This is a genomic window from Paenibacillus sp. FSL H8-0079 (assembly GCF_037991315.1).
Lineage (GTDB): Bacteria > Bacillota > Bacilli > Paenibacillales > Paenibacillaceae > Paenibacillus.
In genome coordinates, this window is the sequence record NZ_CP150300.1 from 472,607 (window position 1) to 487,213 (window position 14,607).

Sequence of the window (14,607 nt, forward strand, 5' to 3'; positions counted from 1 at the left end):
AAATCATGAAGGGAGAACAGAAGGGAGAACGAAGCATGGATCAAAAGCAGTATGGGCGGCGCAGGCTTCGCTTTGGGCGGTCCTTGATGTCCAGGTATATTATCCTGATTCTGGCGGCAGTATTATTCGTGCCCGTCGTTCTTCCGATCATATCCATCATTTATGTTGTGGTGGTGAATAATACGAATCCGAATCAAGCGTCACCATATGGTGACGTTACCCGGATCAGTAACCTCTGGTCACGTGAAGCGGAGAAGCTCGATGGTGCTTCAGATGAAGAGGTTAGCACACGGTTGAAGCAGGTACATCGCAAGTATCCCAAATCTTCGATGTATCGAGTGAATGCTCGTGGTGAGACGGTCTTTATTCTGAGTGGTGAAGATGTATCGCTGGTGAAATCCACGTCAGCAGATGGCGTAACAGACACGATATTAAAGTGGTCATTGAATTCCGGGAGAACGGCAGAGACTCGAATCCCAGCCGAATGGAATGCGAACAATACCCTGCAATTCATGAAAGAAGCTTCCTATCGTGATCCACTGACCGTAGTTGCCTATGTAGGCGGAGATGAACAGGATAGAGGACAGGGCTTCATGGTCATTGAAGTGCCGCGATCGCTTTTGCAAAAGACACAAAATAATTTTCCAATGGAACTCTTGTATCTTGGCATTGTCATGATCATCATCTTCATGATATTCATCATCATGTCCATTCTCTTCTTTGCACGCATTCGCAAGCGACTTATTCGTCTGCAGACGGCGATGATGACCCCAGGCAAGGAAGGCATTCCGCTTCCGGTGGATATCCGCCGGTCAGATGAGATCGGCCAGTTGGAGGAATCTTTCAATCAGATGGTGCATCAACTGTCCGATAGCCGCCATCGTGAACGCGAAGAAGAACAATTGCGCAAACGTCTCATTGCCGGGCTCTCCCACGATCTGCGCACCCCGCTAACGGTGATTCGTGGACATATGCATGCTTTGCACAAGGAAGTGCTGAGCGAGCAAGGTGACCGTTCATTACATCGCATGGAAGCGAAGATGGAGGACCTCGGCGGGCTCATCGACAACATGTTATCCTACAATTTGCTCACGAGCGGGAAATATACGTTGAAGCTGGAAGAGAAAGATATGCTGCGGATCGTCAGGGAAACGGCGGCGGCCTGGTACCCAGTCTGGGAGAAAGAAGAGTTTGATATTGATATCGACCTGCCGGAGGAACCGCTGATCTGGTACGTGGATGAACAGGGCATGCGCCGTATTCTCGATAATCTGTTTCAGAATGTGATCCGTCATGCCGCCAGAGGGAAGTATATTGGTATATCAACCCAGGAGATTCAAGGCGAGACGGCGATTGTTATTCAGGATCGTGGTCCAGGAATGCAACCGAATTCCAACACGAAGGGGACTGGCCTCGGCTTATCCATAGTAGACCTGTTGATCCGTGAAATGGGACTGCGCAAGCGGGTAGACAGTTCCGATACAGGTGTTCGGACATATATCTACAGTGGAAAGGGAAACAGGGAAATACCAAACCGCTGAAATCCCTTTTTTTAAACTAAACTTAAACTGGAGACTACCTTGGCTTTAACCTTGGAAGGTTACGATAGTTCCGAGGTGATCATACAGTGAGTGAAAATATTATTCAAACGGCGAATTTATGGAAAACATACCGGGACCGTGCAGCGGTCCGTGAACTTGATCTGCATATTAAAAAGGGAGATATCTACGGCTTCCTCGGTCCCAATGGCGCCGGCAAAACAACAACGATTCGCATGCTTCTCGGCTTGATTAAACCAACCAAAGGTGTGATCCGGGTCTTCGACAAGGATATCCGCAAAGATCGCATGGATATTCTGCGCCGTGTGGGCTCTCTGGTCGAATATCCGTCCTATTACGGGCATCTGAACGCGGTGGAGAATCTGGAGACCTTACGCCGCATTATCAATGTACCGAAATCGAGAATTGCGGAAGTGTTGTCCATTGTAGATCTGACCAAGGATGCCAAACGTTCAGTAAAAGGATACTCCCTCGGGATGAAGCAGCGTCTCGGTATTGCTAGCGCTTTGCTGGGTGAACCGGAGCTATTGATTCTGGACGAGCCGACGAATGGGCTTGATCCTGCCGGTATTCAGGAGATTCGGGAATTGATCAAACGCATGCCTCTGGAACATGGCATTACTGTTCTGGTGTCCAGCCACTTGCTGAGTGAAGTCGAACAGATGGCAAGTCGCGTCGGTATTATCCGTGAAGGCAAGATGGTGCTTCAGGATACCATTGCGAGTCTGCATAGTCAGACGGGCAGCTCTATCCGGTTAACGGTTTCGGAGCCGGAAGAGGCCATGAAGCTGGCCAGAGAACAGGGGCAATTCGGTCAGCGGCAGGGTTCTGCGTTAACGTTCCCTTATATGGATAACCCTTCGGTGGCACTGCTTGTGCGCCGATTAATTGAGCAGGATCATGATGTGTATCGTGTGGAGGAACAGCGTCAGTCTCTGGAAGATCTGTTCATGCGGGTCATCGGCGAGGGGGCATCCATATGACCGGGCGTGCATTATCATCGGATTGGCTCAAGATTCGCGGGAAAGGCATCTGGTTTCTCGTCTTCCTGGCTCCGATTGGATTGATAGCCATGCAGGCGCTTAATTTCGGGCTACGGCTGGATTATCTGAAAGAACAGTACGCCGATAACCTGTGGGGCGGGCTATTGGGCAATGTGGTTATCTTTGTGCCCTTGTCTCTGATGTTGGGAGCAACCATTCTCAGCTCCATGATCGCCAATGTTGAGCATGAACAGGGATCGTGGAAACAGTTGCTCGCGATGCCGATCCCCAGACCGGCTGTGTATCTGGCTAAGTTCCTGCTTGCCTGTCTGCTGCTGGTGATCTCCTGCCTGCTATTAACCGCTGGAATTGTGAGTCTGGGTCTGATCCTCGGGTTCCATGCTAGTGAGATCCCTTGGACGCAGGCGATCAAGTTGGGGCTGCTACCTTTGGCTGGTGCGCTTCCCGTGTTGTCACTGGAGTTGTGGCTGACGATGGTAAACAAGAATCAGGCGCTTCCGGTAACCCTGGGTATCGTGCTCGCGATAACCGGCATGTTCGCACTTAGTATCTCGCCGAACTTTCCGCTTGCTTGGGCGCAGATGGCTTGGAACGGACCTAATCCATATCTGTATGCAGGCATGGGTGCAGGTCTGGGACTATTGATCCTGTTGCTGGGTATGGTGCATTTTAGCCGGAAGGATGTGGCCTGATATGAGCTTTGCGACAACGTATTTCCGAATTCTGTCCGCTGAACGATTGAAAATGGGTAAATCGCCCATATGGATCCTGATTCTGCTAAGTCCACTCATTGCGCTGCTCATCGGACTGTTGTCCACGCCTTCGGGGAATTGGCAGGTATTGATGACCACGATGGTTTTCCTGCACGGTTTGCTATTGTTACCGATGCTGACTGGCGTGTTTACGTCCTTTGTCTGCCGTTTTGAACATGCAGGAGGAGGGTGGAAGCAGATGCTGGTTCTACCGCTCACACGTTCAGGCGTATATGCAGGTAAACTGACGATTGTGCTCATGCTTCTGGCGGGTACGCAAGTATTATTGCTGATGTCCATTCTGCTGGCAGGGTTGATTCATGGTATCACGGGGCCCGTCCCTTGGGGATTTTTGGTAGGCAAACTCCTGCTTGGGTTGCTGGCCTGTGTACCACTGGCTGCCCTGCAGATGTTCGTTTCATTGGTTTGGAGCAGCTTTGCCGCGCCGCTCGCACTGAATTTTGCACTGACCATACCGAATATTCTCATTATAAACTCGGCGACATATGGGCCGTATTATCCATGGGCACAACCAATGATTCTGATGACACCCGTGGACGGCGCAGGTTTCGGAGCCTACAACGTGCCACTGATGACGATGCTCGCAGTCGTCGGAGGAAGTGCTGTTATTTTCATTGGGATAGGTATGATGTATTTTGCAAAAAAAGAAATTTGAATAATCCGTTACGTTCTTGGTTATCGTAGATCAAAATCCTCTTTAAGCAAAACATGCAAAGCTCTATTGTATGTAGGCTTGAGGAGGATTTTTTCTAATGTCTGACCCATCCATCATGAATGGTCAACTCCCGAATGATTTTGGCTGGCGCTCCGGCTACAAGTGTATTCTTGGGTACGTCTTTGGTTACCGTGCTTCCTGCAGCCACGACTGCATTTCTGCCAATGGTCACTCCGGGCAAAATAAGCGCGCCTGTACCAATCCAGGCATTATCTTGGATCACAATCCGCTTGGCAGTCTGGCTCCCGTCATCCAGCGAATCAATCCGGTGATAGGCACTGTCGAATATGCTTGTTCGAGGACCAATCATGACGTTATTTCCGATGGTCACTTCAACGTTAGCCGCAATCCCTACACCTGCATTAATCATGACGTCATCGCCAATGGTTAATCGCGCGCCTTTGACCACGGTTAACTGAGTTCCCCACGGTTTGCCTATGATGTTAAGCCGTTTTCCCACCTGCAAGTCACCCAATTTATTCAGATAAACCTTACCTCTGATTCGTGGCAGCAGGCCCATAGAGGGCTGGATTTAAGTATAATAAAGTGAAAATATAAATTCCAACTATTACATCACACATCATGTGAATTGAATCATAGATTGTAAGCAAAATGAGACGAGAATCTGGTAAAATAAAAAAAGCTGTTTCTAGGCAGGCTTACATGGTTATTCGAGGGTAGGCCCATTTCTACGGGATTAATCAATTCCTGTTGTTAGATGAAGATATTGGCTAAGAAAAGAGGGGTAAGCCTTGGATGTTAATAAAACGGAAACCCTGAAGCGCATTATTTCTGAGGGAAGTTCTTACCAATCACTGTTTTTTAACCATCCGGATGCCATATATGTAATGGACATCCATGGAAACTATATTGATGCTAATCCCTCAGTAGAGCGGATGTCAGGGCATACACTGGATGACTTGATTCGTATGAGTCGAAATCAGATCTGTCCTCCGGACAGTGAAAATTCACGCAAAGGATATATTAAAGAGGTACTGGCTGGACGTTCAGTCAGTAATTCCATTACTTTTTATCATAAAGATGGTTCCCTGAAACAGGCACAGATAACGTATGTGCCCATCACAGAGGGGGAAGAAGTTGTAGGTATCTACGGCATTGCCAAAGATGTTACCGATATCTTGAAAGTGGAACGCGAGCTTCGGGAGGCGCAGGAGAAATATCAGGTACTCGCTGACCATGCGCAAGATCTAATTACGACCTGTGCTACAGATGGTGAGTTGTTATACGTTTCACCTTCCGTGTACACCTTGCTGGGTTATAAGCCGGAAGAAGTTACAGGAAAGTCCTTCAAGGATTATTGTTATCCGGGAGATTATCCTGATCCGATGGAGCTTTCCGAGATTGGTAATGGCTGCAAGATGCGTGTGTTACACAAAAAAGGACATTATATCTGGATGGAGACATTGGCGAAGCCTGTGGCTGGAGAGCGGGGCAAGACAACCCAGATTGTTAGCATCAGCAGGGATATTACTCAGCATAAGGATGCGGACAGACGTCTTCGAGAAAGTCGTCAGCGATACAGATCGCTGTTCGAACATAATCCGGCAGCCGTGTATTCATTGAATATGCAGGGCCAATATAGTGCGGTGAACAGCAAGCTGATGCAGATGCTGGATGTTTCACGCAATAAGCTTATTGGCAAATCGTTTTTATCCAATCTGGATAAACGCGAAGTGCAATACGGCCAAACGAGTTTTGAAATGGTGAAGCAGGGCGAACCGCAATATTATGAGACCCGGATCGTCAATTCAAGTGGTCGGAAGATCGAAGTATCTGTTACGAATGTGCCTATTATTGTGGATAAAGAAGTGGTAGGTGTCTATGGAATCGTGTCCGATATTACCGAGCGTAAGGAATATACGGAGCGAATTCAGGAGCTTAGCAAGCAACATGAGCTGATTCTTAACACCGTTACGGAAGGGATATATGGATTGGATGCGGATGGAATCACCATGTTTATGAATCCTGCAGCAGCTTCGATGTTCGGTTATGAAGCGAAAGAATTCATCGGCAAAAACTCACATCCCATTATCCATCATACCCGTGCAGACGGAAGTCATTTTCCAAAAGAAGAGTGCCCAATCCACATGACCGTGTTGGATGGACAGAGACGCACAATCAAGGAAGATGTGTTTTGGCGTAAAGATGGCAGCAGCTTTCTGGTGCAGTATCAAGTGACGCCGATTATTGAACAGGGACAGATTCAGGGCGCGGTTGTCGTGTTCAATGATGTGACTGGCGAACGTGAGATTGTACGTGCCAAAGAGACAGCTGAGCTGGCAGCTCAGGCCAAGTCCGAGTTCCTGTCGATGGTCAGCCATGAGATCCGTACACCAATGAACGGGATCGTGGGCATGACCGAGTTGTTGATCGGTACCGATTTATCGGAGGAACAGCGAGAATATGCCGAGATTATTCAAGATAGCGGCGATGCTCTGCTGAACATCCTTAATGATATTTTGGACTTCAGTAAGCTGGAATCCGGGAAAATGTCGCTATCCTATGAGCCGTTCGCATTACGCAAGATGCTGGAACAGGTTGCCGAACTGTTTAAACCTCGTGCAGATGAGAAACATCTGGAGATCAGATATCGTCTCAATCCAAGTATTCCTGAGTTCATGGTAGGCGACTCCATACGTATCCGGCAGATTCTGGTGAACCTGGTTGGCAATGCGCTCAAGTTCACAGACCGGGGAAGCATTGATGTCACGGTAGATATCATCAAGGGCAGAAAGCCTGAAGACAGCGTTCTTGATTTTGCGGTACAGGATACGGGAATCGGCATCCCGGCTGACAAGCTGGATCAGTTGTTCCAGTCCTTCTCTCAGCTGCATCCGGTAATTAACCGGAAGTATGGTGGTACTGGCCTGGGCCTGGTCATCTCCAAGCGACTCGTGGAGATTATGGGAGGCAGTATTAGTGTCGAGAGTATAGAAGGGGAAGGTTCGACCTTCCGGTTTGCTGTTCCTGCGACGAGTGTAGATGCTTCAGCGGAACAGACGGCAAGTCAGTTCCATCATGATCGCACACGTCAAAGTGACAAGGTCGCCATGCGTATTCTGGTGGCGGAGGATCATCCGGTGAACCGGAAGATTCTGCGAGAATATCTGGAGAAGCTCGGATACCAGGCAGATGTATGTACCAATGGTGTGGAAGCAATCGATGCCATCTCTCAGAATGCTTATGATATTGTTCTGATGGACATTCATATGCCTGTGATGGATGGACTGAAGGCGACAGACCTTTTACACCGCCTAATTCCACAGGATCGCATACCGCCCATCATTGCAGTTACAGGCAATGCCAAACGTGAAGACAAGGAAGCTTGTCTGGAGATGGGTATGCGTGACTTTATTAGCAAACCGGTTATGCTGAGTGAGTTGAAGCGAGTGTTACAGCAATGGGGACCAAGGGACGAACCTCAGCTTGCACCGAATTGAACAACTACCGATTGTGAAAAATAATAAACGCAAACATGCCAATAAAACTCCTCGTATGGAGTGTTATTGGCATGTTTGCGTTGGCAAGGCTTTTGAAGTTGAGCTGAAGCATACAACGTGGAGATGTATACGAATGGCTTATGCCAGTGTCAGACGATTGATGTTACCTGATAGGATTTCACAGGAATTGTTGAATTTCTCACGTTCCGTTGCATCCAGATTCAATTCGATAATCTCTTGAATGCCATTACCACCGATGATTGCGGGAACACCGACGCAGACGTTATGCTGCTCATACTCTCCGTCCAGGATAGCCGATACGGCGATAATTTTATGTTCGTCATTGAGGATGGAACGCGTGATGTGCGCCAGAGCGTTGCCGATTCCGAATTGGGTGGAGCCTTTACGGGTAAAGATCTCCCATCCGGCATCTTTCGTTTTGCGTGCGATATCGTCCAGATCCAGATGTTTGAAACGCTCCTTGTGTTGATCCATAATATGCAAAATCGGTTTGCCACCAATGGTCACATGCGACCAAGCCACGAACTGGGATTCTCCATGCTCCCCGAGAGCATAACCATGCACACTGCGTGGATCGATGGAGAAGACTTCAGATAGCAGCGTTTTGAGTCGTGAAGAGTCAATGGACGTGCCTGTACCGATGACGTGTTCGCGCGGTAGGCCGGATAATTTCCATACCATATAAGTTACTATGTCAACCGGATTGGCAGCGACGACAAAAATCCCGTTAAATCCACTGTTCATGATGGGAACCACGATGTCTTTGGCAATGGACTCCGCTTCTTCCAGAATATCCAGCCGTGTCTGTCCTGGCTTGGGATTCACCCCAGCGGTTAAGATAATCACATCCATATTGCCGCAATCGGCATACGTTCCTGCATATACTTTGGTGCGGTTATGTGTGAAGTCCATACAATGGGAAAAATCCAGTGCCTGTGCTACAGCACGGTCATACGTCCGGTCCACCATCATAATTTCCCTGCATATCGATTGATTAATCATGGAATACGCACAACTCGAACCGACAAGACCCGCCCCGATCACCGCTACTTTACCTGATTTGCCTAACACTGCCGTTCAGCCCCCATTACATTGATATTTATCCGTCACTTACGCGTCCTATGTTAAGTATAGTCCTTTATTTTATGCTGAAATGTACTTCTACGTTACATAAGATAACACATGGAAAAGCTGTGCAGCAATGATATCCGCTATCGCGGGAGCGTATTGGAGTAAAGGAGTTAACAAAATTGACATGAATAATTCACAATCCTATGATTTGACGGCATTTGCACCAGTATCATTCGACATGACAGCATTCATGTTCGTTGTCGGATCAAGGGTTATTTGTGCGAATCGTATACCTGACAAAAGTTCTTAGGAATCCGCAGAAACAGAACAAAACCGCCAAAGGGATCTGCCGAGAAGCTGACGAATACATACGGACAAGCAAAAGATAAGCATACTTGATCCATGAGACAGGTTGCCCCGATCCGATGACGGTTCCAAAAGGAACGCTGAAGCCATAATGTTTTTATCCAAGAATCAATTTCATAACTCACTAAAGGTATTATGAAATTGATTCCCAAAAGACTTCATTCCGGGAGGGAATTAATGATGATTGAAGAAGCAGGAGCAACGACGGAAACGGCCAAGAGCCTGGGCATAGGCGCCAGTACTCTTCGTAAATATGCGGCGGCACTGGAAGAACAGGGATACCGGTTCGAACGTTCCGCCAACAAATCGAGACTATTCAAATCAGACGATATCGAGTGCATTGAACGCCTGATGACCGAACTCAGAGAGCATAATCTACCCCTTGCTGATGCTGTGGTGACTGTATTGGCTCCAGACATACCTGTCGTAGAAGTAAATGTAGATGTACCCGCAGTGAGAATCGAAGGTCTGTCAGAGCCGGAATGTGCAGCAACATCAATGTCATCCGTATTCCCTGAAGAACCTGAAGTAACGGGTAATCTTAGATCCTATGAGGGTCTGGGACAGCTGGTAAGTGAGGTCACTTATGGTGCTGTAGAACAACAACAGGACGATCGGGTACAGCTGCTGCAACAGCGGGTCGATGAACTGGAGTTGACCCTTCAGCATCTGGCCGATACACATATGGCTCTTCAGGAACAGATGGATAAACAGCGTCTATGGATGAATGAGAAGTTAGAAGAGGAGCGGGATCGTGAACTCGTAACCAATCTGCGCAGTTTCCAGGGAAGAAAACCCAAATCCAAAGGAGTATCCCTGCGTATGTTGTTCGGGTTGCTGCCCAAGAAGCATAAGGAAGCTTGAGCAACAGGCATTTACCTATCGTGATTTTACAGTATCGGCCTGATATAATAAGCTCCATACAACATGAAGACTGGCAACGGATTGCTCGATATAGAATTAGTCCGGGAGCATCGGGAAGCTGGCGTGGGAGGATCTGTGGAGCTGCGACGAAGTTGGCAAAGATTGCTCGGACTATGGACTGACCGTTCTCGGCGTGAGGGGACGGCCATTGCTGAGCGTTATACAATACAGGAATTGCTGGGTATGGGGAGCTATGGGCTAACGTATCTGTGTACAGATGACCGGACCGGCAATGAAGTGGCATTGAAGGAGTCAAAGCCCAGCAAGGGCAGACTCTCTGCGCATCTGTTGGAGCGGGAGGCGGACGTGATGAAACGTCTGCACCATCCGGCGATCCCTGATCTATTGGACGTGTTCACATCCGGGAGACGAAGTTATATCGTTACCCAGTATATTCGTGGACAGACGCTGGAAGATTGCATATTTGAGCAAGGTCTTCAATATACGGAGCGGGAATGCCTGGAACTGGCAGGTCAACTGCTGGCCCCGGTAGCTCATGTGCATGAGCAGGGATATATTCATGGAGATGTGCGGATTCCCAATGTTATTTTACGTGAAGGGACGGTGCATCTGATTGACTTTGGCCTGGCAAGACGCTTGGGGGAGCCGTTGTTGCCGGAGCTGAAGCGACGTATGCGAGAAGTACCTGAGCCTGAAGATGAACCGGCTACACCGGATCATGATCTGCAGGACATCGGTCACTTTCTTCTATTTATGCTGTATTCCGCCTATGAGCCAGAGAAGGGCCGAGAACCAGCGAGCTGGCAGGAGGAACTCAAGCTTACACCGGAATTGCACCAGATGCTGGAGCGACTCCTTGGACTCCGTCCAGGTTATGAGGGTGGGGCGACAGAGTTACAGGCAGAGATTGAGAAAGTGTTGCTGAAATTACTATGAAATAAGCTCTATAGTCGGACCTATATATGTTATCCGTGACCTCTTCGTTATGATATCTGCAGGGGTCTTTTTCCTTTTTGCTGATAAATGCAAAACGTATCAAAACAGTGGGTTGAATGATATAATGAATAACAATTATACGTTGAAGGAGGCGATTCATCATATGCTAAAAAAACTGGAAGGCGATCATGCCGAATTATTCAAAACGTGGTCTCATAGCAAAAAAGACACCATCGTGGATATTGAAGGTAAGCATTATTTAATCAAGCCGCTGGAAAACGTGGTTCAGGAAGAAATAGAAAGTGATCGGGAGCTTAAAACTTTAATTATGCAAGCCAAAAAGGATATTTCTTCGGGTCGGGTCTACTCTACAGATGATATAATCGACGCAATTGAAAAAGGGAATTTATAGATGTTGATCCAGTGGACACCTTCAGCAAGACAGGCTCTCGCTCAAATCGGAAGTGTTCGTTTCACTCAGGAAGAGACAAAGCTCTATAAGATTGAACTAGTTAGGAGAATTGAGATGAAGGTAGCTGTCATGGCAGAATCCATGCCAGCTCAGGAACCATCCTGGCAAGGGACGTACCGGATATTAGTTGATAAATTTAAAGTGTATTATTCGTTCTCCCTAGATAAGCGAATTTGCTATATTGAAGCATTAAGACATCAAAATCAGCAAAATTGATACATACTTATATAGAAACAATAGAGGGGTGTTCTGCAGGCCGTGTGTATGGCTGTCGAACACCCCTTTGTTACATATTTATATATTGTAGCATCCACTAAGCCGGCACGAGCATTGCTCTTTAAAAGCAGTAGTGAGAGCAGCTTAGCTGGAGCTGTATTTTCTGCTTTTGTAATACCCAGAGCCACTGCGGTTATCCCGGTATTTTACATCCGAAGAAGAATAGCGTTTGTAGGAGCGCTTGCCTGAGGAACTGCTGTGACGTTTATATGAGCGCCTGTCCGAGGAGCTATGACGTTTGCGGTGAGATGAAGATTTCGAATCGATCAGTTTGCCAATAATCTTTTTGAACATGAGCTTTCACCCTTTCGACTTCAACTGTTTTAACCATATACGTGGCCCGATATGAAGGGGTTTCGAGTTTTTTATGGAAAATTATATTCATTGGACAGGAGCTTGGCGTATAATAGGATGTTGCTGATTATACGGAATTTTTTATTTTGAGCGTTTAGCGTTACAATAGAGGACAGGATAAGATTTTAACGGACAAGGAGTAGTTGTTATGATTACGTTGAAGACCAAAGAACAGATTGAATATATGCAAAAAGCCGGAGAAATTCTCGCCGCGTGCCATAGAGAAATTGCAAAAATGATTCGTCCGGGCATCACGACACAGGAGATCGATCAGTTTGCAGAGGCTTTTATGAAGAAAAATGGCGCTACGCCGGAACAAAAGGGATACAATGGATACCAATATGCGACATGTGCGTCGGTTAATGATGTGATCTGTCACGGGTTCCCGGGAAAATATGCACTGAAAGACGGCGATATCGTCACAATCGACATGGTTGTTAATCTGAATGGCTGGCTGGCCGATTCGGCCTGGTCTTATGCCGTAGGTGAAGTGACTCCGGAAGCACAACATCTGCTGGATGTAACCAAAACCTCCTTGTACAAAGGAATTGAACTTGCCGTGGTTGGCAACCGGATCGGAGATATCTCCCATGCCATTCAAGTGTATGCAGAGGGTGAAGGTCTGTCGGTTGTACGTGAGTTTATTGGACACGGGATCGGTGAGAAGATGCATGAGGAACCACAAGTCCCTCATTATGGTCCACCACATCGGGGCCCACGTCTCAAGGAAGGCATGGTTATTACCATTGAACCGATGCTGAACATCGGTACGTACCGCAGCAAGCTGGATTCGGATGGATGGACTGCGCGTACTATGGATGGAAGTCTGTCTGCCCAGTATGAACATACGATTGCGATTACAGCAGACGGTCCTGTGATTTTGACAGCACAATAATAGCTAAAAGCAGCTACAATGTGACGATATTTGCATATTTCAAGGCGGCCCACGTTTGTGATCCGCCTGTTTCGGTTTAAACTAATAAGAAGTGATAACATAGAGCCAGTGGTGAGTGATCTCAGCTGACAAGGGTTAACCTTGCGTCCACTTGGCAACAAGGAGGTAATTTTGGTGTCTGTAAATAAACAGATCGTACTTGCGTCTCGTCCTGAAGGTGCCCCATCCAGAGAGAATTTCAAATTTATTGATGCACCCCTTCCTGAACCGGAAGCTGGGCAAGTCCTGGTACGTACATTATATTTGTCGGTCGATCCGTACATGCGGGGCCGCATGAAAGATACAAAATCATATGCTGCACCGTACGCATTGAATGAAGTGATTAAGGGTGGAGCCATTGGACAGGTTGTGGAATCCTCGGAACCGAACCTGCGCAAAGGAGATCTCGTATCCGGCATGTGGGGCTGGCAGCAATATGCCGCAGTGAATACGGCGGACCTTTCGCTGATTGATACCGAAGAAGCACCAATCACGGCTTACCTGGGTGCGCTGGGCCTGACGGGTCTGACGGCTTATTTTGGTATGGAGGACATCGGCAAACCCAAGGACGGCGAAACGGTAGTTGTATCGGGAGCAGCCGGAGCGGTAGGTATGATTGCAGGTCAGATTGGTAAAATCGTAGGAGCACGCGTGGTCGGCATTGCGGGCTCTGACGAGAAATGTGAGTATTTGAAAGAAAAACTGGGCTTCGACGTGGTGTTGAACTACAAGAAGGAACAGGATATGTCAGCGGCCATTGAACGGGCTTGCCCGGATGGCGTAGACGTCTACTTCGACAATGTGGGTGGTGACATCTCGGATGCCGTCCTACGCCACATCAATCGAAATGCACGTATTCCGTTATGCGGTCAGATCTCGTCCTATAATCTGGAGAAGCCGGATATCGGGATGCGCCCACAGACGCTGCTGTTAACGAATACAGCATTAATGAAAGGTTTCCTGCTGGGTGACTATACGAAATCCTTCAAGGAAGGCCGCGCCAAATTGGCGAAATGGATTAAGGAAGGTCACATCCAGTATGAAGAGAACATTGTAGACGGGTTCGAACAGACACCGGAAGCATTTATGGGTCTTTTCTCGGGAGATAATCTGGGCAAGCAGCTGGTTAAAGTTGCAGATCCTGAATAGATATCGAATGGTTTTACATTTATAAATAGGTTGAAAAGGAAAAAAGACACGTTCTGCACACCAATGGTGCAAGAGAACGTGTCTTTTTGTCTGTGAATCCGTGCGTGGTTTGTGTATGACGGCTAGTTTTCAGCAACCAGCACTTCTTTGTAGTGTTTGTACATATATACACGCCAGCGTACAATCATGCCGAATGCGAGCAAGAAGAATAATCCACCTGTTTGCGGAATGCTTACATATCGCTGAATGATTTCATGCAGGATCAGGCGTACGGCCAGCAATCCGAGCAGAATGAAAGCAAAGCTGCGGGAACGTGTGGCAAAAATCTCTTCACCTACTCGTTCGAACCGTGTACTGCGAATGAGGGGATACGAGAAGAGAAACCAGCCCACCAGCAACGCAATGAATGCCCAGAGTAGAGGAACATGTGTCTCCGGTACAACAAACATGAGAAATCCTGTGCTCATGCCGAGCGGAGGAATAAGGATTTTGCGAATGGTCACCGGTCTGTGACTGGCTTTCATGCGGATGAAGATGGCAAGCAGGGCCATGACGAGCATACCCACGGTTGCTCCGATTTGCAGGTAGTACGGACTGATTTGAGCCACGTAGAACTCCCTCTTTCTGGAAT

At 47.7% G+C, this 14,607-nt stretch carries 14 protein-coding genes; 10 read left to right on the top strand and 4 right to left on the bottom strand.

The genetic code is table 11. The annotated features are described in order from the left end of the window. Positions 1–35: 35 nt before the first annotated feature. The 4 genes from MHI06_RS02260 to MHI06_RS02275 all read left to right on the top strand — a co-directional run bounded on the left by MHI06_RS02260 (position 36) and on the right by MHI06_RS02275 (position 3,991). Entirely contained in the window at positions 36–1,541 is a 1,506-nt protein-coding gene (locus MHI06_RS02260; protein WP_340400266.1) for a HAMP domain-containing sensor histidine kinase, read from the top strand. 86 nt (positions 1,542–1,627) lie between these two features. Next, positions 1,628–2,542: an ABC transporter ATP-binding protein gene (locus MHI06_RS02265; RefSeq protein ID WP_145325645.1), complete on the top strand. Its 915-nt coding sequence runs from the start codon at positions 1,628–1,630 to the stop codon at positions 2,540–2,542. Then, positions 2,539–3,255 (top strand): ABC transporter permease, encoded by a 717-nt coding sequence (locus MHI06_RS02270; RefSeq protein WP_340400267.1) that lies wholly within the window; start codon positions 2,539–2,541, stop codon positions 3,253–3,255. The genes MHI06_RS02265 and MHI06_RS02270 overlap by 4 nt, the downstream gene beginning before the upstream one ends. A 1-nt stretch (position 3,256) precedes the next feature. Further along, entirely contained in the window at positions 3,257–3,991 is a 735-nt protein-coding gene (locus MHI06_RS02275; protein ID WP_340400268.1) for an ABC transporter permease, read from the top strand. A 94-nt stretch (positions 3,992–4,085) separates the two neighbouring features. On the opposite strand, the gene MHI06_RS02280 is transcribed toward MHI06_RS02275, so the two are convergent. After that, the gene (locus MHI06_RS02280) at positions 4,086–4,511 is read right to left on the bottom strand and encodes a DapH/DapD/GlmU-related protein (RefSeq protein ID WP_340400269.1); all 426 of its coding nucleotides are present in this window, start codon (positions 4,509–4,511) and stop codon (positions 4,086–4,088) included. 292 nt (positions 4,512–4,803) lie between these two features. Between MHI06_RS02280 and MHI06_RS02285 the strand changes: the two genes are divergently transcribed. Beyond that, positions 4,804–7,512: a PAS domain S-box protein gene (locus MHI06_RS02285; RefSeq protein ID WP_340400270.1), complete on the top strand. Its 2,709-nt coding sequence runs from the start codon at positions 4,804–4,806 to the stop codon at positions 7,510–7,512. 138 nt (positions 7,513–7,650) lie between these two features. Here MHI06_RS02285 and MHI06_RS02290 read toward each other — a convergent pair whose 3' ends face one another. After that, on the bottom strand, positions 7,651–8,604 hold the full coding sequence (locus MHI06_RS02290; protein ID WP_340400271.1) for an L-lactate dehydrogenase: 954 nt from the start codon (positions 8,602–8,604) through the stop codon (positions 7,651–7,653). A gap of 543 nt (positions 8,605–9,147) precedes the next feature. Here MHI06_RS02290 and MHI06_RS02295 point away from each other — a divergent pair. From MHI06_RS02295 to MHI06_RS02305, 3 genes are all read left to right on the top strand, one after another. Further along, positions 9,148–9,834, top strand: coding sequence for a hypothetical protein (locus MHI06_RS02295; protein ID WP_340400272.1), 687 nt, complete (start codon positions 9,148–9,150; stop codon positions 9,832–9,834). A 63-nt stretch (positions 9,835–9,897) separates the two neighbouring features. After that, the gene (locus MHI06_RS02300) at positions 9,898–10,791 is read left to right on the top strand and encodes a protein kinase (protein WP_340400273.1); all 894 of its coding nucleotides are present in this window, start codon (positions 9,898–9,900) and stop codon (positions 10,789–10,791) included. Positions 10,792–10,954: 163 nt separating this feature from the next. Then, positions 10,955–11,203, top strand: coding sequence for a hypothetical protein (locus MHI06_RS02305; RefSeq protein ID WP_340400274.1), 249 nt, complete (start codon positions 10,955–10,957; stop codon positions 11,201–11,203). Positions 11,204–11,623: 420 nt separating this feature from the next. On the opposite strand, the gene MHI06_RS02310 is transcribed toward MHI06_RS02305, so the two are convergent. Then, complete coding sequence (locus tag MHI06_RS02310) at positions 11,624–11,833, bottom strand: hypothetical protein (protein ID WP_340400275.1); 210 nt, start codon at positions 11,831–11,833, stop codon at positions 11,624–11,626. Between the two features lie 208 nt (positions 11,834–12,041). On the opposite strand from MHI06_RS02310, the gene map reads away from it, so the two are divergent. After that, the gene (map, locus tag MHI06_RS02315) at positions 12,042–12,788 is read left to right on the top strand and encodes a type I methionyl aminopeptidase (RefSeq protein WP_340400276.1); all 747 of its coding nucleotides are present in this window, start codon (positions 12,042–12,044) and stop codon (positions 12,786–12,788) included. A gap of 174 nt (positions 12,789–12,962) precedes the next feature. After that, on the top strand, positions 12,963–13,976 hold the full coding sequence (locus MHI06_RS02320; RefSeq protein ID WP_340400277.1) for an NADP-dependent oxidoreductase: 1,014 nt from the start codon (positions 12,963–12,965) through the stop codon (positions 13,974–13,976). A gap of 122 nt (positions 13,977–14,098) precedes the next feature. Here the strand turns inward: MHI06_RS02320 and MHI06_RS02325 are convergent, their stop codons facing one another. Next, positions 14,099–14,584: a cytochrome c biogenesis protein CcdC gene (locus MHI06_RS02325; protein ID WP_340400278.1), complete on the bottom strand. Its 486-nt coding sequence runs from the start codon at positions 14,582–14,584 to the stop codon at positions 14,099–14,101. Positions 14,585–14,607 lie beyond the last annotated feature (23 nt).